The organism is Agromyces sp. Y575, assembly GCF_059445445.1.
This window is the reverse complement of the sequence record NZ_JCAIUI010000002.1, coordinates 630280-652629: the sequence shown is the minus strand read 5'-3', so window position 1 is coordinate 652629 and position 22350 is coordinate 630280. Positions and strand designations below refer to the sequence as shown.

Below are 22350 nucleotides of genomic sequence, written 5' to 3'. Positions count from 1 at the left end.
GCATCCGCGAGCCCCCGAAATCGTCGGAGGCGGACCGGCTCAGGCCATGATGGCGGCGTACCAGATGAGCAGTAACGTCACGAGGAACCCGACGACGTAGTTGATGCCGAGGAATCGCTTCCAGCCGGCGTTCGCGCGCCCCGATGAGGCATCGGTGACGTCCGTGAAGGGTGCTGCCACGGCGAGGTACGGCACCACGAGCAGGGCCGCGAGCGGCCCGGGCCACGACGTCGCGAGCATGAGCAGCCCCGCGAGTGTCCACGCGCCGATCGCGAACTGCACCGTGCGGCGGGCGCCGAGCACCGTCGCGATCGAGGCGATGCCGCCCGCCCGGTCGGGCACCACATCCTGCACCGCTCCGAACGCGTGGCTCGCGACACCCCACGCCAGGAAGGCGAGCAGCACTGCGAGGAGCGGCGGCGTGAACGCCGCGCCGGCAAGCACGAGCCCGTAGACCGCAGGGCTCACGAAGTGCACGCTCGAGGTCAGCGAGTCGAGGAATGGCACCTCCTTGAACCGTAGCCCCGGCACCGAGTACGCGGCGACCGCGAAGAGACTCACCGCGAGCACCGCCCACGATGCCGGCCCACCGAGCGCGACGAGCACCACGACGAAGGGTGCGCACGTCGCGATCGCGGCGATGATCGTGAGCCGGTGTCGGCCGGGCACGAGCAGCGCGCCCTCGACGCCGCCCTTGCGCGGGTTCGCGGCATCCGATGCGTAGTCGAAGACGTCGTTCACCCCGTACATCGCGAGGTTGTAGGGCACGAGGAAGAACAGGGTGCCCACGATGAAGGCGACATCGACCTCGCGGGTCGTGAGCAGGTACGCGGCCGCGAACGGGAACGCGGTGTTCACCCAGCTGAGCGGGCGGGAGGCGGTGAGGAGGTCGGCGACCGCGCTCCGTCGGCGGGTGTCAGTCGGCATCGGTCGGCCGCCTTCCGAGGAGGTTCCACAGTCCGCTGAGGAGCAGGATCCCGGCGACGGGATACGCGAGGTCCTCGATGGGTGCGAGTCCGAGACGAGCCCCCCAGATGTGCGCATCGGCGTAGTCGAACAGGCCCGCCCCGATCATGATCGAGTCGAAGGCGACGGTCAGCACCACGAGTACGAGCGCGGAGATCACGACCGCTCGCCCGTGGCCGCGCGGTGCACGTCGCCACCCGGGCGCCGCGACGACGATGGCCACCGAGAGGAAGACCGCCGAGAGCAGCAGGTAGGTCACCGGCGTACCGCCTCCTTCGCCGCGATCAGGCGCACGACGCCGGTGTAGAGCACGAGCGTGAGATAGCAGAGGAAGGTGAGGAACACGAGCTCCTCGAGAGGCAGTTCCGGTGCGAGCAGGATGCCGGTGCTCACGGTGTTCTCGGCCTTGTGGAAGATGCCGAGGCCGATGCCGGCCAGATCCCACGCGAGGAAGAAGACGAGACCGGCGGCGAGTACGACGGTCGCGTGCCAGCGCCGGCCGGCCGCACCGAACACCAGATGGAAACGCACGTCGAGCAGCACCATGCACGCGATGCCGCCGAGCAGCACACCGAGGTAGGCGAGGTTCATGCCGGCACGCTCCGCACCGCAGGCTCGACGAGCGGCCCTGCACTGCGATCGCCGCGCATGGCCTTCGCCACGAGCTCGGCGCTGATGAGGCACATGGGCAGCCCGATGCCGGGAACGGTGGTCGCGCCCGCGAAGTAGAGGTCGTGCACCGTCTTCGAAGTCGTACGCCCGCGCAGGAACGCGCTCTGCCGGAGCACGTGCGCCGGCCCGAGTGCAGAACCGCGCCACGAGTTGAACTCCGACTCGAAGTCGCCCGGCCCCACGGTGCGGCGTACGATCACGCGTTCGGCGAGCTCGGGGATGTCGGCCCACGCCGAGATCTGCGCGATAGCCGCATCGGCGATGCGCTCGACGGCCTCATCACCGGCGCCATCGATGCCGCCACGCCCGATGCCGGGGTCGGCCGGAACCGGCACGAGTACGAACAGGTTCTCGTCGCCGGTGGGCGCCGCCGACGGGTCGGTCGCGCTCGACTTGCACGCGTAGAGCGAGGCCGGGTCGGGCACCGACGGGTCCGCGCCGAAGATGCGGTCGAAGTTCTCCGCCCAGTCCTCGGTGAAGAGCAGGTTGTGGTGCAGCAGCTGCGGCAATCCGCTCCGCACGCCGAGCATCACGAGTACGGCGCTCGGCCCAGGGTCGGCGCGGCGCCATGAGGCATCCGACCGGCTGCGCGACTCGGCCGGCAGCAACGCCGTCTCGGTGTGGTGCAGGTCGGCGGTGGAGACGACGAGATCGGCCTCGACCGAATGCTCGACGCCCTGCGAATCCTGGTAGCGGATGCCGCGAGCCGCCGCCGCTTCGACCTGGATCTGCGTCACCCGAGCCCCCGTCACGATGCGAGCGCCGGATTGCTGCGCCAACCGCGCGACGCTGTCGATGACTTCGCGGAACCCGCCGAGGGGGTAGAAGACCCCGTCGTCGAGGTCGAAGTGGCTCATCAGGTGGTACATGCTCGGTGCCGCCGACGGCGAGGTACCGAGGAAGACGGCGGGATAGCCGAGCACCTGCCGCAAGCGCCCGTCTCGGAAGCGGCGGGCGACGAACCGGTCGAGCGGTTGCAGCAGCAGGCGGCCGAGACGGCCCAGCCGCCGCAGCACCGGCGGCACGAGCAACGTGCCCGGCGACGAGAAGTCGTTGTAGAGGAAATGGTCGAGCGCGAGCCGCGTGGTCTCCTCTGCCGAGTCGAGGTAGCGCTCGAGCGCTCTGCCGGCGCCGGGTTCGATCGCTTCGAATGCCGCGGCGGCCCGTGCCCGGTCGGCGACCACGTCGAGGGGGTCGTCATGACGCTCGAAGAACACCCGGTAGCCGGGCTCGAGTCGCTCGAGCTCGAGCTCGGCGGCGGCGCTCGTGCCCATCAGACGGTAGAAGTGCTCGAACACTTCGGGCATGAGGTACCACGACGGGCCCGTGTCGAAGCGGAAGCCCGCGGCGTCCCACCGCCCGGCTCGACCCCCGACCGAGTCGTGCGTCTCGTAGACGGTCACCTCGTGGCCGTCGCGGGCGAGCAGCGCGGCAGTCGCGAGGCCCGCGATGCCGGCGCCGATGACGGCGACCCGGCTCATGTCCCGGCCTCGGGGGCCGGAGGGCGCACGGCCTCGGGCGACCGCGAACGGGATCCGGACTGCGACCCGGACCGCGACCCGGCGGCACGCGCGAGCAGCAGGAGCTTCTGCGCAGTCGGCACTCGCACCCGGGTGATGAGCAGCTCGCTCGCCGGCGTGCGACGCAGCCTCTCGGAGAGCGCGGAGAACAGTGCGTGCGCTGCGGCGACGGCCCTGCGGCATCCGCCCGGCAGTTCGGGAACGACCTGGCCGGCGATCGCGAGGTCGCGGTCGATGTCGTCGAGCAGTCTCGTCTTCTCGGCCTCGCCCAGGTGCGCCGGGTCGATGCCGGGGAAGTAGCGACGTCCGAGCGATTCGTAGTCGTCAGCGAGATCGCGCAGGAAGTTGACCTTCTGGAATGCGGCGCCGAGGTGCCGGGCGCCGCGCTGCCAGCGCTGATCCCGATTCGCATCGGCGGGCAGCCCTTCGCTGAACGCGCGCAGGCACATCAGGCCGACCACTTCGGCCGAGCCGTACACGTACTCGCGCAGCTCGGCGTCGTCGAAGTCGACGGGGTCGAGGTCGCGTCGCATCGAGGCGAAGAACGGGCGGGTCAGCTCGATGCCGAAGTTCGTGGTGCGCGCGGTCTGCGCGAAGGCGTGCACGATGAGGTTCGAGCTGTACCCGCAGGCGACGGCCTGCTCGGTCTCCGCCTCGAGTGCGTCGAGCATCGCGCGGCGCTCGGCCGGCCCGAGACCCGCCTCTTCGGCTGGGCCGTCGACGATCTCATCGGCGATGCGCACGAGTGCGTAGATATCGGCCACGTGGGCGCGCACCGGGCGAGAGCACAATCGGCTCGCGAGGCCGAACGAGGTGGAGTAGTGCGAGATCACCTGGGCGGAGCCGAGGCGCGCGGTGCGGTCGTAGAGGGCGAGCCCGCTCGTCGGCGCCGTCATCGGGCGCGCTCCACGCACTCCCGAGCCGTCGCCGTCAGCCCGTCTCGAAGGTGCTGCGGCAGCGGTGCCGCGGCGATGGCGTCGACCGCATCGCCGCAGCGCGCGTCGATGAGCCGTTCGACCCTCTCGCGGGCGCCGCTCGTCTCGATCGTTGTGCGAAGTCTCGCCGCGGCCTCCTCATCGAGCTCGGGGCGGCCGAAGTCATCTGCGACGGCCGCCCAGCTCGCGTGTTCGCGCGCGTACGCGACGAGCAGGGTCTCTTTGCCCTCCCGCAGGTCGCCGAGGGTCGTCTTTCCGGTCATCGCCATGGTGCCGTAGACGCCGAGCACGTCGTCGCGCAACTGGAAGGCGACGCCGAGGTGCCGGCCGATCTCGCCGAGCCGAGCGACGGCGGCTGCGGAGGCGCCGCCGAGCACCGCCCCGGCCTGCAGGGGCGCGCTGAACGAGTACGACGCCGTCTTGTTCTCGATCATCGCGAGGATGTCGCGCTCGCCGGGTGCAGCGCCGGCATGGCGCACGTCGGCGTGCTCGCCGGCCGCGGCGAGGAAGACGCCCTCGTCGATGATCTCGAGCAGGGAGCTGCGTACGGTTCGCGGTGCATCGAGCTCGGCGATCAAGCGGTGTGCGCCGCTGATGAGCAGGTCGCCGGCGAGAATCGCGGATGCCTCTCCGTACTCGTGTGCACGGGCGCTCGACAGTCCTCGGCCGACGCCGTCGAGCGCGAAGAGACCCGCGACGTTCGGCGCCCCTCGGCGCACGAGGTCGTGGTCGATGACGTCGTCGTGCATGAGGAAGGCGGTGTGCAGGAGCTCGAAGGCAGCGGCGAGACGCACGGCCTCCGTCGTGGGAGTGCCGGCGAACGCCGCGTGGGCGGCGAGCACGAGATCCGGCCGGATGCGCTTGCCGCCGGTCGCCCCATCGCGCGCAGCCTCCCACAGGCGCACGTAGGCGTCACCGTGCGCTCCCGCGCGCGCGAGGCGGGCGGCGAAGAACTCGTCGAGGACACCATCGAGCTCGACGGACGTGCCGCCGCCGCGTTCCAGCGGCCGGTCGAGGGTCGTGCCGATCATGAGGCGATCGCCCCGCGCTGCTCGAGCGAGCCGCCCAAGAAGGGCAGCAACTGCGCCTGCAGCACGAGCCACGGGCTGAACGCCCACGGCGCGTGCTCGATCGCCGGCGCGAGCTGTCGGGGATGGACCCATGCGTAGTCCATGACCTCGGCCGGGTGCGGCTCGGGCACCGAGCTCGTGTACGCCGTGTAGACGGGGCACAGCTCGTTCTCCACGACACCCGAGGCATCCGTCGCCCGGTAGTGGAAGAAGGGGAGCACCGGCTCGATGCGGTCGAGGGCCAGGCCGAGTTCGAAGTCGCCGCGGCGGCGGATCGCGTGCACGAGTGTCTCGGCGGGCGCCGGGTGGCCGCAGAACGAGTTGGTCCAGACGCCGGGCCATGCCTGCTTCGTGAGGGCGCGCCGGGTGACGAGGAGCTCATCACGCTCGTTGAACACATGGCAGGAGAACGCGAGATGGCGTGCGGTGTCGGCGCCGTGCACGCTCGATTTGGGCGCCCGGCCGATGGGCCGATCGTCGACGTCGAGCAGCACGACCTCTTCGATGTCGCTGAGGGTCATGCTGGTCTCCAATCTTTGGTGCTTCGGCTAGTAGGTAGCTTAGCGAGAAATATACATTACTGGCTAGAATTACTCCATGGCAACTGAGCGGGAGCCCCGGCACGACATCGCCGCCGCGATGCACGACCCCCGCATCTCCGACCGCGACGAGCAGCTCGTCAGCCGCGCCGGCCTCGACGACGAGCACGTCGACCAGATCGTCCGCGTCATGCAGAGCCTGCGAGGATGGCACGAGACCGAACGCCGCATGAGCGAGGCCTCGCGCCGGTACATGAAGCTCAATGCAACCGACATGCGCGCCCTGCGGTTCCTCATCGCCGCTCGGAACCAGGGCGAGATCGTCACTGCCGGGGCGCTCAGCGAGTACCTCGGTATTTCGAGCGCGTCGACGACGAAGCTCCTCGATCGGCTCGAGCGCGGCGATCACGTGGTGCGGGCGCCGCATCCGACCGATCGACGGGCGCTCGCCATCTCGGTCACGGACGCCACGCGCATCGTCGCCCGCGCGTCGGTCGGACGGCAGCACGCACGACGATTCGCGACGGCCGCCGAGCTCACCTCGGATGAACGCGAGGTCGTGATCCGCTTCCTCGACGCGCTCAGCGCGACCGAGTTCGATCAGGACTGAACGGGTGCGTCCCCTCGAGCTGCGGATGCCCGTACGTCCACCCCGCCTGCCCCTTTTGGCCGTTCAGGAGGAAAGAGGGAGACTGGAGGCATGTCTTCCCCCGCTGCCGAAGCGGCAGCCGACGCGCTCCGTCCAGAATCCGAAGCCGGCGAGTCTCCAGAGGGGTTCACGGTGTTCGCCGTGCTCCGCAGGGACCCGGCGAAGCCCGATGACTACGACGGCCACGACGTGCCCCGTATCGTCGACGAACTCGACGGCGTCATCGCGCTCGTCGAGAACGAAGGTGTCACCCTCCGCGGCATCTACGACGTCTCCGGCCTCCGCGCCGACGCCGACGTCATGTTGTGGCTGCACGGCCCGACCGCCGAGGGCCTGCAGTGGGCGCTCCGCGAGCTGCGCCGCGCTCGCATCCTGAAGCACCTCCTGCCGACGTGGAACGCCATGGGCGTGCACCGCGACGCCGAGTTCAACAAGGCGCACGTGCCCGGATTCCTGCGCGGCATCGAACCGAAGGCCTGGCTCACGGTCTACCCCTTCGTGCGCAGCTACGAGTGGTACCTCCTGCCCGGCGATGAGCGCAGTCGCATGCTCGCCGACCACGGCCGCAAGGGCGCGGCGTTCCGCGGCGCCATCGCCAACACCGTCAGCGCCTTCGCGCTCGGCGACTACGAGTGGCTGCTGCCGATCGAGTCCGACGAGCTCACCGAACTCGTCGACCTGATGCGCGAGCTGCGCGCCACCGACGCGCGCCGCCACGTGCGCGAAGAGGTGCCGTTCTACACCGGCCGTCGCGTCACGACGGCCGAACTCATCGAGGTGCTGCAGTAATGGCGCACTACGACGCGATCCTGCTCTCATCGTTCGGCGGCCCCGAGGGTCAAGACGATGTCATCCCGTTCCTCCGCAACGTCACCGCCGGTCGCGGCATCCCCGACGAGCGGCTCGAGGAGGTCGCCCACCACTATCGCCACTTCGGCGGGGTGAGCCCCATCAACGAGCAGAACCGGCGGTTGAAGGCCGCACTCGAGGCCGAACTCGCCGCACGCGGCATCGAGCTACCCGTGTACTGGGGCAACCGCAACTGGGCGCCGTACTTCGGCGACGTGGTGCGCGAGGCCGAGGCCAACGGCCACACCGAGCTGCTCGGTCTCGTCACGAGCGCCTACACGAGCTATTCGGGCGTCGGCCAGTACCGTGAAGACTTCGAGAAGGCCACCGCCGGCACGGGTGTCGCGATCGACCGCGTGCGCGAGTACTTCGATCACCCCGGGTTCGTCGGGCCCTTCATCGAGGGCGTGACGGATGCCGCGGCGGAACTCACGGCCGAGGGCGTCGCGCCCGAACGCATCCACGTGCTCTTCGTCACCCATTCGATCCCCACCGCCGCTGCGACGGCGTCGGGGCCGGGGTTCGGCGAGGGCGGTGCGTACGTCGCGCAGCACCTGGCCGTGGCATCCATCATCGGCGAAGCCGCCGCGCCCGAATCGCCATGGTCGCTCGTCTACCAATCGCGCTCGGGCGACCCGCGCACCCCGTGGCTCGAGCCCGACATCAACGACGCGATCGGCGAGCTTGCAGCGGGCGGCCGCACCGACGCGATCGTGATCGTGCCGTTCGGGTTCGTCAGCGACCACATGGAGGTCATGTGGGACCTCGACAACGAGGCCGTCGCGTCCGCCGGTGAGCACGGGCTGAAGGTCCGTCGTGCGCCGACGCCCGGTGTGCACCCCGCGTACGTGTCGGGTCTCGTCGACCTCGTGCTCGAGCGTGTCAATGACGTCTCCTCCGCCGAGCGACCGCACCTCACGACCCTGGGGCCATGGCCCGACCACGCGCGCATCGTCGGAGGTTCCGTCGTCTCGTCGTCCCCTGAGCTCGCCGAAGGGCGCGAACCCACGGGGCTCGCTTCAACCCTTCGACCCTCCGACAGGCTCAGGACACCGCAGGCTCAGGGCGGCGCGGGCTCAGCGAGCGGGGCGACCTCGCGATGACCGCCGTCATTCGCGTCGGCACCAGGGGCAGTGCGCTCGCGATGGCCCAGACCCGCCAGATCGCCGAGCGGCTCGGCAAGGCCGCGAAGGCCGAGATCGAACTCGTGCCGATCACGACGCAGGGCGACACCTCGCGGGCGTCGCTCGCGACGATCGGCGGCACGGGCGTGTTCGCCGCCGCTCTTCGCGAGGCGCTCCTCGCCGGAGAGTGCGACATCGTCGTGCACTCGCTGAAAGACCTGCCGACCGCCGAGCACGAGGGGCTCCGGCTCGGAGCCGTGCCGAAGCGCGCCGACGCGCGCGACGCCCTGTGCGCGCGTGACGGGCTCACGCTCGCGACGCTGCCCGAGGGCGCACGCGTCGGCACCGGGTCGCCGCGACGAATCGCGCAGCTCGCCGCCGCCCGCCCCGACGTGGTGGCCGTCGACATTCGCGGTAATATCGACACCCGCCTCGGCAAGGTCGAGTCGGGTGAGCTCGACGCCGTGATCCTGGCTGCCGCGGGTCTCGGTCGCCTCGGGCGATCGGATGCCGCGACCGATCTCCTCCCGCTCGGCGACTGGCCGACCGCCCCGGGCCAAGGCGCCCTCGCCCTCGAGGTGCGGCGAGAGGCCGGTGACCATGCACTCGAGCGCGCGCTCGAGGCGATCGATCACCAGCTGACACGGGGGACCGTGCTCGCCGAGCGCCTGGTTCTCGCGGGCCTCGAAGCCGGTTGTTCGGCCCCCATCGGTGCCGCAGCGTTCATGGAGGACGAACTTCTGTTCCTGACGGCGACCGTGTACAGTGCCGACGGGACCCGGCAGCTCGCGAGCTCGCACGCGGCCACCCCCGACAGCCGCTCGGCCGCCGACTTGGCGGATGCGGCGCGCGAGGTCGCTGAACGCGTCGTCGCGGAACTCCTCGGCAACGGCGCCGCCGAACTTGCACCACCTGAGGAGTCGCTGTGAGCGAATTCGAATCGATGACGGGTGCCATCAACCTGCCTGTTTCGGCCGGCAAGCCACTCGCCGGCTGGCGAGTGCTCGTGCCGCGCGGTGGGCCCTGGGGCGACGGTGTCGCCGCAGCATTGCGTGCGCGCGGCGCTTCGCCCGTGATCGCGCCGATGATCAACTTCGCGCCGACCGATGACCAGCCCGCCCTCGAAGCCGCACTCGCGAAGCTCGCCGCCGGAGATTTCGATTGGGTCACGATCACGAGCGCGACGACCGTCGACGTGCTCTCGACCTACGACGCGGTCATCCCTGAGACGACGAAAGTCGCAGCGGTCGGCGAGACCACCGCTGCCGCTCTCGTCGCAGCCGGGTACCACGCCGACATCGTGCCATCCGAAGACAACTCTGCGCGCGGCCTACTCGAGGAGTGGGAGGCGGCGACCGAGGGCCGACTGGGTCTTCGCGTGCTCGCGTTGCGTTCGGCGATCGCCAAGCAGGTGCTCTCGATCGGGCTCGCCCGCGTCGGTCATCACGTCGAGGCCGTCGTGGCGTACCGCACCGTGGGCGTGCCGGTGTCGGCGAAGGTCGCCGACGATGTGCGCTCTGGCCGGGTCAACGCCGTGCTCGTGACATCCGGCAGTGTGGCCGAGCAGGTGCAGCAGCAGCTCGGGCCGATCCCCGAGTCGATCCTCGTCGCGGCCATCGGTCCGCAGACGAAGAAGGACGCTGCCCAGGTGGGCCTCCGCGTCGATGTCGTGGCGCGCGAGCGCACCGCCGAATCCCTCATCGACGCGGTCGTCGACGCGGTAACCGCGAAGGCTTGACGCCCGGCTCTCGCACAGCGCCCGCGACGTAGGCTGGTCGGGTGAGTTCCACGCCCGTTCCCCGTGTCCGCCCGCGCCGACTGCGCGAGACCCCGGCGCTGCGCCGGCTCGTCTCCGAGACCAGGTTGCATTCCGCTGAGCTCGTGCTCCCGATGTTCGTGCGCGAGGGCGTGACCGCCCCGGTGCCGATCGGCTCGATGCCGGGAGTCGTGCAGCACTCGCTCGAGAGCCTGCCGCAGGCGGTGTCGGATGCCGCGGCCGCGGGCATCGGCGGCGTCATGCTGTTCGGCGTGCCAGAGGTGCGCGACGCGCGCGGTTCCGGTGCCACCGACCCCGACGGCATCCTGAACGTCGCAACGAGGATCGCCGCCGAGGCATCCGCCGGCCGACTCGTGGTGCAGACCGACCTCTGCCTCGACGAGTTCACCGATCACGGCCACTGCGGCGTGCTCGACGAGCAGGGCCGAGTCGACAACGATGCGACGCTCGAGCGGTACACGGCGATGGCCCTCGAGCAGGCGCGCGCCGGCTCGGAGCTGCTCGGCCTCTCGGGCATGATGGACGGCCAGGTCGCTGCCGTGCGCGACGCGCTCGACGATGGCGGCCACGAGCACACGGCGATCCTCGCCTACTCGGCGAAGTACGCGAGCGCGTTCTACGGTCCCTTCCGCGAGGCGGTCGAGTCGACCCTCGAGGGCGACCGCCGCAGCTACCAGCTCGATCCCGGCAATCGTCGTGAGGGGCTCCGCGAGGCGATGATCGACATCGACGAGGGCGCCGACATCGTCATGGTCAAGCCGGCAGGCAGCTACCTCGACGTGCTCGCCGACGTCGCCGCGGCATCCGAGGTGCCGGTCTGGGCGTACCAGGTGTCGGGGGAGTACGCGATGATCGAGGCCGCCGCCGCGCATGGCTGGATCGATCGCAAGCGTGCCGTCATCGAATCGGTCCGGGGCATCCGTCGCGCCGGCGCCGATGCGGTGCTCACATATTGGGCCGTCGAGCTCGCCGAGTGGATCCGCGACGGAGACGTCGCATGACCCTCGCGAAGGGTTTCGAGTCGGCTCCTTCGTCGCCTTCTCAACCCACAGGATTCACGAACGACGAACTCTTCGCTCGCGCGCAGGCCGCGATCCCCGGCGGCGTGAACTCGCCGGTACGGGCGTTCCGCTCGGTCGGCGGCACGCCGCGCTTCCTCGTGTCGGCACGCGGCCCGTACGTCACCGACGCTGAGGGGCGCGAGTACGTCGACCTCGTCGCCGGCTGGGGTCCCGCGATCCTCGGGCACGCAGACCCGCGAGTCGTCGAGGCGGTGACGGATGCCGCGGCGCGCGGCCTCTCGTTCGGAGCCTCGACCCCCGTCGAGACCGAGCTCGCCGAGCTCGTCGAGGCGCGCGTGGGCCCCGTCGAGAAGCTGCGCCTCGTCTCCACCGGCACGGAGGCGACGATGAGCGCGATCCGTCTCGCCCGCGGCTTCACCGGGCGCGACCTGCTCGTGAAGTTCGCGGGGCACTACCACGGTCACTCCGACGGGTTGCTCGCCGAGGCCGGATCGGGTCTCGCGACGTTCGCGCTGCCGGGCTCCGCCGGCGTGCCGGCCGACATCGCAGCGCTCACGCTCGTGGTGCCCTACAACGACCTCGAGGCGTTGCGCGCGGTGTTCGCCCAGCACGGCGACCGCATCGCCGCCGTCATCACCGAGGCGGCCGCGGCCAACATGGGCGTCGTGCCGCCCGCGCCGGGGTTCAACCGCGCGGTCGTCGAACTCGCGCATGCCAACGGATCGCTCGTCATCTCCGACGAGGTGCTGACCGGCTTCCGCGTCTCGGCCGCCGGTTGGTGGGGTCTCGAGGCGGCGAGCGCTTCGACCGGCTCAGCGAGCACTACGACCGGCTCGGCGAGCACTACGACCGGCTCGGCGAGCACTGACTACACGCCCGATCTCATGACGTTCGGCAAGGTCATCGGCGGCGGCATGCCGGTCGCCGCACTCGGCGGCCGTGCCGAGATCATGGATCAGCTCGCCCCCCTCGGCCCCGTCTACCAGGCGGGCACACTGTCGGGGAACCCCGTCGCGGTCGCGGCGGGCGTCGCGACACTCAGGGCAGCGGATGCCTCGGTGTACCGCCGGCTCGATGAGACTGCCGAGACGATCAGCGACGCGGTCACCGCCGCGCTCGATGCTGCGGGCGTCGCGCACCGCGTGCAGCGCGCGGGCAACCTCTTCAGCTTCGTGTTCGGCGAGGAGGCGGCGTCGGGCGAGGTGCGCGACTACACCACGGTGCTGCGGCAGGAGTCGTGGCGCTACGCCCCGTTCTTCCACGCCATGCTCGACGCGGGCGTCTCGCTGCCGCCGTCGGTCTTCGAGGCGTGGTTCGTCACTGCGGCGCACGACGACACGGCGATCGCACGGGTGCTCGACGCGCTGCCGGCCGCGGCGCGAGCAGCGGCATCCGCTCGCCCGTCGTAACCAGCTGAGCTGGTTTCTGCGGTTCCGTGCATCAAACCCGTTACTCGTTTGTGGGGCGTCGACACGTCGTGAGGCGAGGGTCTCGGGCAGGATGGAAGCATGGCGAAGCTCCGCGTGCACACCGACCGGATCGAGGTTCATCTCACCACGGCCGAGAAGACGCTCGCGCTCCGTGCCGATGACCTCGTGGTGCAGCGCGTCGACATCCGTTCGGCGACCGTCACCGACGACCCGTGGATCTGGATCCGCGGCATCCGTCGTCGCGGCACCGAGATCCCGCTCGTCGTCGCGGTCGGAGTGTGGAAGTACCACGGTGGCACCGACTTCGTCATCGTCAAGGGCAAGCGCCAGGCCGTCGTGCTCGAGCTCGCCGCCGGGGAGTTCACGCGCATCATCCTGAGCACCAATCACGCCGGCGAGCTCATCGACCGGTTGAAGCTCGCCGTGCCGCCCGACGCGCCCGACGCCGACTGAGTCCGCCGAGGCATCCGCTCGCATCGCTCAGGCGAAGGCGAAGAGCACGAAGCCGATGAGCGGCAGCGTGCCCTGCACGAGCGCCGGTTTCAGGTAGCCTCGACCGGTCGTCGTGAGCACCGCGGCGGCGAGCACCATGGTCGCGGTCGTGAACAGCACGAGCGTCTTGCCAACGGGCATCGCGCCCGCCCAGTAGAGCGCGATGCCGAGCGTCGCGCCGATGCCGAGGAACAGGTTGTAGAAGCCCTGGTTGTACGCCATCGGCTTCGTCGTGTCGGCGGCAGCCTGGTCGGCGACGCCGAAGCGCTTCCACGTCGAGGGCCTGGTCCACCAGACGCTCTCCATGAGGAAGATGTAGCCGTGCAGCAGCGCAGCGAGGGCGACGAACACGCTTCCGATGACGGCCATGCCGCGATCGTAGCGCGTTCGAGGCGTCGTGCGCCCGACCCTTCGAGTGGGGATATGTCGTCCGATTCCGGCACACGGATTCGGGAACACAGGTTTCCACGCCGAGACACAGCCGGGTACACGCCGGGTACCCGCCGAGACCCACCGGTGCTACCTCGGGAGCGGCTCACGTTCGGTCGTCGTGGGCACGCCGAGAAAGCGCTCGACCTCGGCGACGGATGCCGCGAGCGCCCGTTCCTCGCGAGCGGAGAACGCCCGCCACGGCACGAGCTTGACGACGGCACGCCGCTCGGCGGTGACGGGTGCCCAGCGACCGACCATGACGCCATCGATCATCAGCGCGTGCAGCGGAAACTCGGGGTGCACTGGATCGGCGCGGCCGGGCGGCTGCAGGAACGTGCGGGGTGCCGCGTACCCCATGATGTACTCGTCGTACGCCTGCAGCAGGTCGAAGATCGCTGTCGCCCGCGCGGCCGTCGCCGTCGTGCTCGCCGCCGTCACCTCCGCGTCGTGCCAGTGCGTCGCCCCGTCGACTTCGACGGTCTCGATGCGGCCGTCGCTCGCATCGACTATCGCGGCGAAGGCCTGGCGGGTGTCGCCGAGCGTGAACCCCGACCAGGCTGAGAAATCACGGTCGGTCACGGGCCCGCGTGAGCGGATGAACCGTGCAGCGAGCTCGACGAGCGCGGCATCCCGCGTCTTCTGAGCCGACGCAGGCACCCGCTCGTCGAACGCCGCATACGTGCGTTGCTTGCCGACGTTCGCCCCGCTGATCGCGACCCGTTCGAGCTCGGCGAGCATGAGCACGTAGGTGAAGCCGAGACCCGACGACGGGTGCCCGGCTGCCTCGAGTGCTGCGGCGAGCTCGGCGCGGGTGCGATGCCCGCCCGCGAGCGACTCGGCCATGACGTCGAGGGCTCGGGCGGCGGCGTCGCCGTCGACGCCCGTGCGCCGGTAGTACGTGGCATTCGTCCGATGCACCCGCTCGGCCGAGAGCTCCAGGAGCCACCGCGCATCCGCCGGGTCGACGAAATGCCACGTCGGCCGCAGCACGTGCGTGCGCAGGATCTCACCGCGGTCGAGCGCGGCGGAGACGGCCGCGAGGTCGGGGCGCTGCTCGATCGGCACCCGCATCGCGAGGCCCCACTGGGCCGGTACGAACTCCTGCGACTGCACCGCGACGAAGCGGCGCACCACATCGGGAGCCGACGCCGCGTGTACATCGCGCAACCCCTGCACCTGCAGCCGGACCCGGCGCAACTCGTCGAGTTCCACCCTCATGCCGCCTCTACGTCACGTCTCGACGCCAGGTGGTTGCCCCGCCGATGACCGTGGCGACGATGGCGATGCCGAGCAGCACGAGACCGCCCTGCCACCATTCGAGACTGTCACTCGCCCCGAGCGAGGCCATGTTGTAGAAGGATGCCCCGACGAGCGCGTCGCTCGCGGCGCCCGGGAGGAACCGGCCGATCGAGGCCGTCACATCGCTGAGCGAGGCGACCAGCCGCAGGATCGGTTCGACGAACTGGGTGAATGCGATCACGATGACGATCGCCGCGACCTGGTTCGTCACGAGCACGCCGAGCCCCACGCCGATCGCGCCCCAGAGCGCCATCGCCAGCACGCCGCGCCCGATGAGCGCCCACGTGTCGCTCGAGTCGAGGCCCGTGTCGAGCCCGAAGCCGGCAAGTGCCGCCGCACCGGCTCCGACGGAGACCGCGAACGCGATGACGCCGAGGCCCGCGCCGATGACGAGCTGCGACACGAACTTCGCCGCGAGCACGACGGTGCGATGCGGCTCGGCGAGGAAGGTCGGGGTGAGCGTCTTGTGCCTGAACTCGCCGGTGACGGCGAGGGCTCCGAGCAGCACCGGGAAGACGTAGCCGATCGACGACGCGAAGCTGTAGAGCAACGGCGCGAGGTCCATGCCGGGGGGCAGTGCGGTGTTGCCACCGGCGGATGCCGCGGCATCCGGATTTTCGGTCGCCCAGCCGAGGAATGCACCGAACCCGCCCGACATGAGTGCGACGTACGCGGCGAGGAGGATGGCGAGGAGCCACCAGATGCGGGTCGTGAAGACCTTCTGGAACTCGGCGCCGACGGCGCGAACGAAGTTCACGACTCCTCACCGCCGCCGACGAGCGAGAGGAAGGACTCTTCGAGGCCCGATCTCAGTCGGTGGAGAGCGGCCAGCTCGACCCCGCCGACGAACGCGGCGTGGCCGACGCGGGCGGGGTCGGGTTCGGCGACGATGAACCCGTTGCGTCCCTCGGTGTACTCGAGCCCTGCGGCGTCGAGTGCGGCGGCGAGCGCCGACCGGTCGGGGGAGTCGGCGATCGTACGCGGCGCCGAGTCGAGTTCGAGGCTCGCGAGTGTGCCGCTCTTCATGAGCCGGCCCTTCGCGATGATCACGACCTCGTCGACGCTCTGCTGCACCTCGCTGAGGAGGTGGGAGGAGACGAGCACCGTTCGTCCTTCACGGGCGAGGCTCTGCAGGAACCCGCGGATCCACTTGATGCCCTCGGGGTCGAGGCCGTTGATCGGCTCGTCGAGCACGAATACACCCGGGTCGCCGAGCAGTGTGTAGGCCAGTGCGAGTCGTTGCCGCATGCCGAGCGAGTACCCGCCGACGCGCCGGTCGGCGTACTCGGCGATGCCGACCTGCTCGAGCACCGCCTGCACCCGGGTCGCCGGCAGACCGGAGGCCGTCGCGTACACCTTGAGGTGGTTGCGTGCGGTGCGGCCGGGATGGAAGTTCGCATCGAGCGCGGCGCCGACCGTCTCGAGCGGCTTCGGCAGCGCGCTGTACGGCGTGCCGCCGAACGTCGCGGTGCCGGCGCTGGGATGCTCCAGCCCGAGCAGCAGCCGCAGGGTGGTCGTCTTTCCCGCGCCGTTCGGGCCGAGGAATCCGGTGACCTTGCCCGGTTCCACCGTGAAACTCAGGTCGTCGACCGCGGTCACTGGGCCGAAGTGCTTGCTCAGCCCCGAGATCTCGATGGGGATGCCGCTTGCCATGCGTTCTCCTCACGTGGGGGGCGAGCTCGGTGGACTCGGGCCGCACTCCCCGCACGGCGCCGGGCGGCCTGGCCCCTCACGCTCACCCTAGCGAGCGAACAGGAGCAGCGGCATCCGTCACGCGGGGGATTCGCGGATTGCGTTCGGCGCTCCTCGGCTGCGTTCGGCGCGCTCAGCGCGGTTCGGCGCCTGCTCAGTTCAGCGGGCGGATGCCGTGCGGCAGCACTCCTCCCGCGTAGAGCACCGTGGCGACGTCTTGCAACGCACCGAGTGCGATGCGCTGGGTGGACGGGCCGTAGGAGATGCGCGCGACGCCGAGCTCTTCGAGACGAGCCGGCGCCGGCACGTCAGGCAGCCCGATGACGCTCACCCGCTGGCGGCCGATGCCGGCCGTGAGTTCATCGACGACGTCGTCGCCGAAGTTGCCGGGCACGAACACGCACGTCGCCCCGGCCTCGAGGTAGGCGAGTCCGCGCTCGATGACGTCGGCCATCCACACGGCACGGGGCCGCTCGTGGCCGCGAAGCCAGGCGTCGGTGCGCGCGTTCAGCGCAAAGGGCACGCCTTCAGCCTCGGCGGCGGCCACCGCGGCGGCAACGGCGGCCACGGAGTCGGCGAGCGGCTTGAGCTGGTCTTCGAGGTTCGCGCCGGCGATGCCCTCGCCGATGGCCCGCCGGATCGTCTCGCCAGGGTTGCCGTAGCCGGCCTCGAGATCGGCGCTGACCGGCACCTCGACGGCTCGCGCGATGCGCCCGCACATGTCGAGCATGAGCTCGACCGGAATCTGCTCGCCGTCGGGATAGCCGTACGTCGCGGCGATCGAGTGGCTCGCGGTGGCGAGCGCCCGGGTCTGGGGCAGGGCGGCGACCGCTTTGGCGCTCACGACGTCCCACACGTTCACCACCTGGAGGAGCTCGGGGTCGGTGTGCAGGCGGCGGAGTTCGGCGGCGGTCTCGGCGAGGGTCATGCTCTCAGCGTAGGCGGCACGCAGACGCCGGAACCCGACCGCTGTCGGTGACGTCCGATTCCCGCGGGGGTGCTCAGCGGGGGAGCGCCGCGTCGAGCCCCTCGAGCAGGCGCTCGACGTCGCTCGCGTCGGTGTACGGCGCGAGCCCGATCCGCAGCCCGCCGGCATCGCCGAGCCCGAGACGTCGGGAGGCCTCGAGGGCGTAGAAGTTGCTGCTCGGCGCGAGCACCTTGCCCTCGGCAAGCAGCCTCGTGATGTCGGATGCCTCGTGGCCGGTGAAGGTCATGAGCAGCGTGGGCGTGCGACGAGACGCCCGTGACCACACGGTGACCCCCGGGAGTTCCGCGAGCCCCGACGCGATGCGCGTGAGGAGCACCGCCTCGTGCTCGTGCAGTGCCGCATACGACTCGGCGAGCTTCGCGCGGCGGGAGCTCGCGGCATCCGTCGTCCCGGCGAGGCCGGCCAAAGTGTCGACCGCAGCGGTGGCGCCTGCGAGCAGCTCATAGGGGAGGGTGCCGAACTCGAAGCGCTCGGGAACGACATTCGTCGACGGTGCCAGCTTGTCTGGCTCGATGGTCTCGAGCAGCTCGGGCGCCGCCGCGAGCACGCCGAAGTGCGGTCCGAGGAACTTGTACGGCGAGCACGTGAAGAAGTCGGCGCCGAGCGTCTCGATGTCGGGCAGCTCGTGCGCGGTGTAGTGCACGCCGTCGACGTACACGAGCGCGCCTGCCCCGTGCGCGGCGGCGGCGATCGCCGGGATGTCGGGCATCGTGCCGATCAGGTTCGATGCCGCGGTGACGGCCACGAGCCGGGTGCGGTCGGAGAGCACCGAGGCGACCGCTTCGACGGGCAGTTCCCCGGTCGCCGGGACGAAGTCGGCCCAGCGCACGCTCGCACCGACGCGCTCGGCGGCCTGCACCCACGGGCGCACGTTGGAATCGTGGTCGAGGCGGGTGACGACGACCTCGTCGCCCGGGCCCCACTGCTTCGCGAGGTGGCGGGAGAAATCGTACGTGAGCTGCGTGGCGCTTCGGCCATGCACGATGCCGCGCGGATGCCCGTTGACGAGATCGGCCATGGCGAGCCGGAACCCGTGCACCGAGGCCTCGGCGCGCTCCTCGGAGATGCCGATCGTGCCGCGGTTCGAGAGCGGCCCGGTGAGCACGGATGCCACGGCCTCACCCACCGACCTCGGCGTCTGCGTGCCCCCGGGGCCGTCGAACTGTGCCCAGCCGCTCTCGAGCGAGGGGAACTCCGAGCGGATGCGCGCGATGTCGTAGACCATGGAGCGAGACTAGCGAGTTCGCGGCCTCGCTAGCATTGGGGCATGTCGGAGGCGGGGGCCGGGGCATCCGGTGATGTGATCGAGGGCGCGACAGCCGAACCGGTGCGGGGGCGCCGGTTCTCGGGCAACGCGCTGCTCGACGGCTTCTTCTTCGTGTATGCGGGAATCGCCGCAGTCTGGCTCGCCTGGCTCGTGCTGACCGAGTCCTTCGCGTTCGGCTGGTTCGGCATCGCCTTCTTCCTGGTGTTCTGGCTCGTGCTGGCCTATCTCGTGTTGCCCCGACTGCATCGCATCCTCACGACGATCTACGTGCCCGACTACTTCATCGGGCGCGCGCGCACGAGTGACGGGCTGCTCGGAGACCCGGTCAACCTCGCGTTCGACGGCGATGAAGGGTCGTTGCACGCTGCGCTGCGCACGGCCGGCTGGACCCGCGCCGACAACGTGACGGGAGCGTCGAGCTGGCGCATCATCGCGTCGACGATCACCCGCCGCAGCTACGACGAGGCGCCCGTCAGCCCGCTCTTCCTCTTCGGGCGGCAGCAGGACTTCGCGTATCAGCAGGAGGTCGAGGGCAATCCGGCGCGCCGACACCACGTGCGGTTCTGGCGCACGCCCGACGGGTGGCTCCTGCCGGGCGGGCGCCGGGTCGACTGGCTCGCGGCCGGCACCTTCGACCGCGCGGTGGGCTTCTCGCTGTTCACCCTGCAGGTGACGCACAAGATCGACGCCGACATCGACATCGAGCGCGACCACATCGTCGCCACGATCATCGCGGCGAATCCGGCGGCGCGCGTCGACGTACTCGCCGACTTCTCGACGGGGTACCACTCCCGCAACGGGGGCGGTGACTCGATCCGCACCGATGGCGACCTCCCGGTCGTCGACGTCAGCGCGGTACCGGTCGTCGCGATCGAGACAGCGGATGCCGCTGAGCCCCCGCCTGCCATCGAGACGCGTTCACCGAGTGCGACGGAGGCGGGGCGATGAGCGTCGAGAAGCGCCCGGCATTCGAGTCGCCGGCGCAGCTCGTCAGTCCGCGACCGGTGCCGCCGTCGATGCAGCGCCCGACCGCAACGGTGTTCGGCGCGATCCTCGTCGTCTGCCGGGTGCTCGCGGGCATCGTCTGGCTCATCTCGCTCGCGGTGCTGTGGCGACGTGTGCTCGTGGAGGATCTTGGGGTGCCGCTCGATTCCGACGAAGCTGCAGAGGCGGCCTCGAGTCTCGGACTCACGGTGGTGCTCGTCATCGGCGGCATCGTGCTCGCGGTCGAGCTGGCGCTCGCCCTGCTGATCTTCCGCGGCAGCAACTCGGCGCGCATCACGGTGATGATCTTCGCGACGATCAGCATCACGTGGTCGGCGTTCGACTACTTCGGCACCGACACCGAGATCACGCTGCGCACGACGCTCATCACGCTCGCCCTCGACATCCTCGTGCTGCTCGCACTGTCGAGTCGAAATGCGCGGGCGTACGCACGGCGGCCCGGGCCCCGGCCGCGACCTCGTCGTGAGCGAAGCGAGTAATCCTCGAAAAGTACTTGGTTCGGCGGCGTGCCCGGGAGTAGCCTGAGCGCCAGCGACGGGCGAGCGTCCGGCCGGAGGAGGTCGCGGTTTGCGCGCGGTGGAGATCACGATGTGGGCGGCGATCTTCCTGCTGATTGCGATCGTGCTCGTCTTCGCGGGCATCAGGTTCGGTACGGATGGGCCGCTGATCGTCACCGGCACTCCGGCCGAGGGCGACAGTTTCGAACTGCGCTACGTCGTGAGCCCTTGGCTCGCCTACCTGCACATCGTGCCGGGCGTGATCTACCTGTTGGGCGCGCCGCTGCAGCTCTGGCGGCGGTTCCGCGAGCGGCACTTCACGTTCCACCGCCGATTCGGCCGCGTGCTGCTCGCCTTCGGACTCGTGAGCGGGGTCTTCGCGCTCGCCTTCGGGGTGCCGTTCTCGTACGGAGGGGCGTGGCAGTCGCTCGCGGCAGCGGTGTTCGGCTCGTGGTTCCTGGTCTCGCTCGGGCTCGCCTTCCGGGCGATCAGGGCGGGCAACGTGCGGATGCATCGGCGCTGGATGATCCGGGCCTTCGCGGTGGGCCTCGGCGTCGGCATGATCCGCGTGTGGGTCGGCATCTTCGCGGGGTTCCAGATCCTCTCGCTGGAGCAGAGCTTCGCGCCCGCGTTCTGGCTCGGGCTCTCGATGCACGTGATCGCCGGCGAGCTCTGGCTCTGGTGGAGGCCGAACGAAGACGGGTTGCCGCGGACTGCGCGTGTGCGCGTGGCGACGTGACGCGAAGCGACCCGCCGGCTCAACGCACCCCATCAGCCACGGCCGCGAGGGCGGGCGCCGGCGCCGTGACGGGCAGGGGGAGTTCGGCCTGGTTCGCGGCGAACATGCGCTTCACGATCGGCCGGGCCGCCTTGGAGAGCATGAGGCCTGTCATCGCTCGCGACATCACGGCCTCGAACCGATTGGTGGGCACCATCCGCTCGATGCCACCGCCCATGACCTTCTTGCCGGCCTCGGCGAACGGCAGGATGTCGGTCGCGTAGCGTCGTGCTGCGGCGACGAGGTCGCCCGGTGTCTCGGCGATGCGGGCGGCGAGCAGGTAAGCGCCGATGAGTGCGGTCGCAGTGCCCATGCCCGACATCGGCGAGCCGCACGAGCCGGCGTCGCCGATGAGTGCGATGCGGCCGTTCGCGGCCTCGGGCACGTCGATGCGCGCGAGTTCATCGAAATAGAAGTCGGATGCCCCGGGCATGGCCTCGAGCACCGTGGGGGCGTGCCACCCGGCACCCTCGAGGGATCGGCGGATCAGCGCCTCCTGCGCGGCCCGATCGCCGCGCAACGCGGGGTCGCGGTCGATGCGCAGCGTGACGATCGCCATGGAGGTCGAGGGGTCGAAGTCGGGGCGGATGCCGAAGGTCGCGCCCGGCACGAACCGCATCGAGAACCAGCCCGGCTGCACGTCGGCGGGGGTCGGGAGCGTGAAGAACGCCGTATAGCCGCCGAGATATGTCGAGTACTCCTCCTCGGGGCCGAAGGCGAGGCGGCGGGTCGCGGAGTGCACGCCGTCGGCGCCAACGACCAGGTCGAATCGCTCGGCCGGGGCGTGTTCGAAGGCGACGTCGACGCCATCGGCGTCTTGGGTGAGGGCGGTGATGCGGTCCCCGTAGCGGAGGTCGAGCAGGCCCGGGGCGATGTCGCTCGCGACGGTGAGTTCATCACGCAGGACCTCGTCGAGGTCGCCGCGGGCGATCTCGATCTCGGCGACCGCGCCCTTGCCGTCGAAGTCCTCCATCGACATGCGGCCGAACACACGGCCGGCGCCGTCGACGTAGGAGAGCCCGAGCTCGTGCAGCTGCCGCGCCTGGATGCCGGGCAGGAGTCCCATGCGCTCGGCGACCTCGCGGCTCGCGCCGCGGAGGTCGACGGCCTGGCCGCCGGCGCGCGGTGCGTCGGCCCGCTCGACGACGGTGGTGCGGATGCCGCTGCGCACGAGCTGCAGGGCGAGGGCATGCCCGGCGATGCCGCCGCCGGAGATCAGGATGTGCGGAGTGGTGTCGATGGTGGTCATCGTTCTGCCTTTCAGTCGTGAGACGTTCGTCTTGCACATATGTCTAACAGAGGTTTGGACGTATGTCTAGTACAAACGTCTAAATCGTCGCGTACCAT

25 protein-coding genes are annotated in these 22350 nt (G+C 70.4%); 11 read left to right on the top strand and 14 right to left on the bottom strand.

The window, feature by feature from the left end:
- Positions 1-39: 39 nt before the first annotated feature.
- From AC1C2U_RS09135 to idi, 7 genes are read right to left on the bottom strand one after another with little or no spacing between them, the layout of a single operon-like run.
- A complete protein-coding gene (locus AC1C2U_RS09135; RefSeq protein ID WP_495361428.1) occupies positions 40-927 on the bottom strand; it encodes a prenyltransferase in 888 nt (295 codons plus the stop codon).
- Positions 917-1225, bottom strand: coding sequence for a lycopene cyclase domain-containing protein (locus tag AC1C2U_RS09130; protein WP_495361427.1), 309 nt, complete (start codon positions 1223-1225; stop codon positions 917-919). The genes AC1C2U_RS09135 and AC1C2U_RS09130 overlap by 11 nt, the downstream gene beginning before the upstream one ends.
- Positions 1222-1557 carry a lycopene cyclase domain-containing protein gene (locus AC1C2U_RS09125; protein WP_495361426.1) on the bottom strand — a complete coding sequence of 112 codons (336 nt, stop codon included), beginning with the start codon at positions 1555-1557 and terminating at the stop codon, positions 1222-1224. The genes AC1C2U_RS09130 and AC1C2U_RS09125 overlap by 4 nt, the downstream gene beginning before the upstream one ends.
- Positions 1554-3119, bottom strand: coding sequence for a phytoene desaturase family protein (crtI, locus tag AC1C2U_RS09120; RefSeq protein ID WP_495361424.1), 1566 nt, complete (start codon positions 3117-3119; stop codon positions 1554-1556). Before crtI ends, AC1C2U_RS09125 begins: the two co-directional genes overlap by 4 nt.
- On the bottom strand, positions 3116-4054 hold the full coding sequence (locus AC1C2U_RS09115) for a phytoene/squalene synthase family protein (protein ID WP_495361423.1): 939 nt from the start codon (positions 4052-4054) through the stop codon (positions 3116-3118). The genes crtI and AC1C2U_RS09115 overlap by 4 nt, the downstream gene beginning before the upstream one ends.
- A complete protein-coding gene (locus AC1C2U_RS09110; protein ID WP_495361421.1) occupies positions 4051-5124 on the bottom strand; it encodes a polyprenyl synthetase family protein in 1074 nt (357 codons plus the stop codon). Before AC1C2U_RS09110 ends, AC1C2U_RS09115 begins: the two co-directional genes overlap by 4 nt.
- A complete protein-coding gene (idi, locus tag AC1C2U_RS09105) occupies positions 5121-5684 on the bottom strand; it encodes an isopentenyl-diphosphate Delta-isomerase (RefSeq protein ID WP_495361420.1) in 564 nt (187 codons plus the stop codon). Before idi ends, AC1C2U_RS09110 begins: the two co-directional genes overlap by 4 nt.
- A 76-nt stretch (positions 5685-5760) precedes the next feature.
- Between idi and AC1C2U_RS09100 the strand changes: the two genes are divergently transcribed.
- From AC1C2U_RS09100 to AC1C2U_RS09065, 8 genes are all read left to right on the top strand, one after another.
- On the top strand, positions 5761-6312 hold the full coding sequence (locus AC1C2U_RS09100; protein WP_495361418.1) for a MarR family winged helix-turn-helix transcriptional regulator: 552 nt from the start codon (positions 5761-5763) through the stop codon (positions 6310-6312).
- 90 nt (positions 6313-6402) lie between these two features.
- Positions 6403-7140, top strand: coding sequence for a hydrogen peroxide-dependent heme synthase (hemQ, locus tag AC1C2U_RS09095; protein ID WP_495361417.1), 738 nt, complete (start codon positions 6403-6405; stop codon positions 7138-7140).
- Complete coding sequence (locus AC1C2U_RS09090; RefSeq protein WP_495361416.1) at positions 7140-8303, top strand: ferrochelatase; 1164 nt, start codon at positions 7140-7142, stop codon at positions 8301-8303. The genes hemQ and AC1C2U_RS09090 overlap by 1 nt, the downstream gene beginning before the upstream one ends.
- Complete coding sequence (gene hemC, locus AC1C2U_RS09085; RefSeq protein ID WP_495361415.1) at positions 8300-9253, top strand: hydroxymethylbilane synthase; 954 nt, start codon at positions 8300-8302, stop codon at positions 9251-9253. The genes AC1C2U_RS09090 and hemC overlap by 4 nt, the downstream gene beginning before the upstream one ends.
- Before the next feature lie 14 nt (positions 9254-9267).
- Complete coding sequence (locus AC1C2U_RS09080) at positions 9268-10062, top strand: uroporphyrinogen-III synthase (protein ID WP_495361969.1); 795 nt, start codon at positions 9268-9270, stop codon at positions 10060-10062.
- 41 nt (positions 10063-10103) lie between these two features.
- Positions 10104-11102 carry a porphobilinogen synthase gene (gene hemB, locus AC1C2U_RS09075; protein ID WP_495361414.1) on the top strand — a complete coding sequence of 333 codons (999 nt, stop codon included), beginning with the start codon at positions 10104-10106 and terminating at the stop codon, positions 11100-11102.
- Entirely contained in the window at positions 11099-12532 is a 1434-nt protein-coding gene (gene hemL, locus AC1C2U_RS09070) for a glutamate-1-semialdehyde 2,1-aminomutase (protein WP_495361413.1), read from the top strand. Before hemB ends, hemL begins: the two co-directional genes overlap by 4 nt.
- A 99-nt stretch (positions 12533-12631) precedes the next feature.
- Complete coding sequence (locus AC1C2U_RS09065; RefSeq protein WP_495361412.1) at positions 12632-13006, top strand: hypothetical protein; 375 nt, start codon at positions 12632-12634, stop codon at positions 13004-13006.
- Between the two features lie 27 nt (positions 13007-13033).
- Here the strand turns inward: AC1C2U_RS09065 and AC1C2U_RS09060 are convergent, their stop codons facing one another.
- The 6 genes from AC1C2U_RS09060 to AC1C2U_RS09035 all read right to left on the bottom strand — a co-directional run bounded on the left by AC1C2U_RS09060 (position 13034) and on the right by AC1C2U_RS09035 (position 18681).
- Positions 13034-13414: a DUF1304 domain-containing protein gene (locus AC1C2U_RS09060; protein WP_495361411.1), complete on the bottom strand. Its 381-nt coding sequence runs from the start codon at positions 13412-13414 to the stop codon at positions 13034-13036.
- Positions 13415-13564: 150 nt separating this feature from the next.
- Positions 13565-14695, bottom strand: a complete 1131-nt coding sequence (locus tag AC1C2U_RS09055) for a winged helix DNA-binding domain-containing protein (RefSeq protein WP_495361410.1) — start codon at positions 14693-14695, stop codon at positions 13565-13567.
- Between the two features lie 7 nt (positions 14696-14702).
- Positions 14703-15533: an ABC transporter permease gene (locus AC1C2U_RS09050; protein ID WP_495361409.1), complete on the bottom strand. Its 831-nt coding sequence runs from the start codon at positions 15531-15533 to the stop codon at positions 14703-14705.
- Positions 15530-16429 (bottom strand): ATP-binding cassette domain-containing protein, encoded by a 900-nt coding sequence (locus AC1C2U_RS09045; protein WP_495361408.1) that lies wholly within the window; start codon positions 16427-16429, stop codon positions 15530-15532. Before AC1C2U_RS09045 ends, AC1C2U_RS09050 begins: the two co-directional genes overlap by 4 nt.
- Before the next feature lie 193 nt (positions 16430-16622).
- The gene (locus tag AC1C2U_RS09040) at positions 16623-17396 is read right to left on the bottom strand and encodes an isocitrate lyase/PEP mutase family protein (protein WP_495361407.1); all 774 of its coding nucleotides are present in this window, start codon (positions 17394-17396) and stop codon (positions 16623-16625) included.
- A 73-nt stretch (positions 17397-17469) separates the two neighbouring features.
- The gene (locus AC1C2U_RS09035) at positions 17470-18681 is read right to left on the bottom strand and encodes a cysteine desulfurase-like protein (protein ID WP_495361406.1); all 1212 of its coding nucleotides are present in this window, start codon (positions 18679-18681) and stop codon (positions 17470-17472) included.
- A 42-nt stretch (positions 18682-18723) separates the two neighbouring features.
- Between AC1C2U_RS09035 and AC1C2U_RS09030 the strand changes: the two genes are divergently transcribed.
- The 3 genes from AC1C2U_RS09030 to AC1C2U_RS09020 all read left to right on the top strand — a co-directional run bounded on the left by AC1C2U_RS09030 (position 18724) and on the right by AC1C2U_RS09020 (position 20964).
- On the top strand, positions 18724-19671 hold the full coding sequence (locus tag AC1C2U_RS09030) for an LssY C-terminal domain-containing protein (protein ID WP_495361405.1): 948 nt from the start codon (positions 18724-18726) through the stop codon (positions 19669-19671).
- Entirely contained in the window at positions 19668-20207 is a 540-nt protein-coding gene (locus AC1C2U_RS09025; RefSeq protein WP_495361404.1) for a hypothetical protein, read from the top strand. The genes AC1C2U_RS09030 and AC1C2U_RS09025 overlap by 4 nt, the downstream gene beginning before the upstream one ends.
- A 97-nt stretch (positions 20208-20304) precedes the next feature.
- Positions 20305-20964, top strand: a complete 660-nt coding sequence (locus AC1C2U_RS09020) for a DUF2306 domain-containing protein (RefSeq protein WP_495361968.1) — start codon at positions 20305-20307, stop codon at positions 20962-20964.
- Positions 20965-20983: 19 nt separating this feature from the next.
- Here AC1C2U_RS09020 and AC1C2U_RS09015 read toward each other — a convergent pair whose 3' ends face one another.
- Positions 20984-22252, bottom strand: coding sequence for an FAD-dependent monooxygenase (locus AC1C2U_RS09015; protein ID WP_495361403.1), 1269 nt, complete (start codon positions 22250-22252; stop codon positions 20984-20986).
- Positions 22253-22350: the final 98 nt, after the last annotated feature.

What these genes read in the sequence shown, in the direction of transcription:
- AC1C2U_RS09015 (WP_495361403.1), bottom strand. Translation starts at nt 22,252, where the DNA reads ATGACCACCATCGACACCACTCCGCACATCCTGATCTCCGGCGGCGGC.
- AC1C2U_RS09060 (WP_495361411.1), bottom strand. Translation starts at nt 13,414, where the DNA reads ATGGCCGTCATCGGAAGCGTGTTCGTCGCCCTCGCTGCGCTGCTGCAC.
- AC1C2U_RS09090 (WP_495361416.1), top strand. Translation starts at nt 7,140, where the DNA reads ATGGCGCACTACGACGCGATCCTGCTCTCATCGTTCGGCGGCCCCGAG.
- AC1C2U_RS09030 (WP_495361405.1), top strand. Translation starts at nt 18,724, where the DNA reads ATGTCGGAGGCGGGGGCCGGGGCATCCGGTGATGTGATCGAGGGCGCG.
- hemQ (WP_495361417.1), top strand. Translation starts at nt 6,403, where the DNA reads ATGTCTTCCCCCGCTGCCGAAGCGGCAGCCGACGCGCTCCGTCCAGAA.
- AC1C2U_RS09065 (WP_495361412.1), top strand. Translation starts at nt 12,632, where the DNA reads ATGGCGAAGCTCCGCGTGCACACCGACCGGATCGAGGTTCATCTCACC.
- AC1C2U_RS09080 (WP_495361969.1), top strand. Translation starts at nt 9,268, where the DNA reads ATGACGGGTGCCATCAACCTGCCTGTTTCGGCCGGCAAGCCACTCGCC.
- crtI (WP_495361424.1), bottom strand. Translation starts at nt 3,119, where the DNA reads ATGAGCCGGGTCGCCGTCATCGGCGCCGGCATCGCGGGCCTCGCGACT.
- AC1C2U_RS09055 (WP_495361410.1), bottom strand. Translation starts at nt 14,695, where the DNA reads ATGAGGGTGGAACTCGACGAGTTGCGCCGGGTCCGGCTGCAGGTGCAG.
- hemC (WP_495361415.1), top strand. Translation starts at nt 8,300, where the DNA reads ATGACCGCCGTCATTCGCGTCGGCACCAGGGGCAGTGCGCTCGCGATG.
- AC1C2U_RS09125 (WP_495361426.1), bottom strand. Translation starts at nt 1,557, where the DNA reads ATGAACCTCGCCTACCTCGGTGTGCTGCTCGGCGGCATCGCGTGCATG.
- AC1C2U_RS09115 (WP_495361423.1), bottom strand. Translation starts at nt 4,054, where the DNA reads ATGACGGCGCCGACGAGCGGGCTCGCCCTCTACGACCGCACCGCGCGC.
- AC1C2U_RS09025 (WP_495361404.1), top strand. Translation starts at nt 19,668, where the DNA reads ATGAGCGTCGAGAAGCGCCCGGCATTCGAGTCGCCGGCGCAGCTCGTC.
- AC1C2U_RS09045 (WP_495361408.1), bottom strand. Translation starts at nt 16,429, where the DNA reads ATGGCAAGCGGCATCCCCATCGAGATCTCGGGGCTGAGCAAGCACTTC.
- AC1C2U_RS09100 (WP_495361418.1), top strand. Translation starts at nt 5,761, where the DNA reads ATGGCAACTGAGCGGGAGCCCCGGCACGACATCGCCGCCGCGATGCAC.
- AC1C2U_RS09040 (WP_495361407.1), bottom strand. Translation starts at nt 17,396, where the DNA reads ATGACCCTCGCCGAGACCGCCGCCGAACTCCGCCGCCTGCACACCGAC.
- AC1C2U_RS09035 (WP_495361406.1), bottom strand. Translation starts at nt 18,681, where the DNA reads ATGGTCTACGACATCGCGCGCATCCGCTCGGAGTTCCCCTCGCTCGAG.
- AC1C2U_RS09135 (WP_495361428.1), bottom strand. Translation starts at nt 927, where the DNA reads ATGCCGACTGACACCCGCCGACGGAGCGCGGTCGCCGACCTCCTCACC.
- idi (WP_495361420.1), bottom strand. Translation starts at nt 5,684, where the DNA reads ATGACCCTCAGCGACATCGAAGAGGTCGTGCTGCTCGACGTCGACGAT.
- AC1C2U_RS09110 (WP_495361421.1), bottom strand. Translation starts at nt 5,124, where the DNA reads ATGATCGGCACGACCCTCGACCGGCCGCTGGAACGCGGCGGCGGCACG.
- hemL (WP_495361413.1), top strand. Translation starts at nt 11,099, where the DNA reads ATGACCCTCGCGAAGGGTTTCGAGTCGGCTCCTTCGTCGCCTTCTCAA.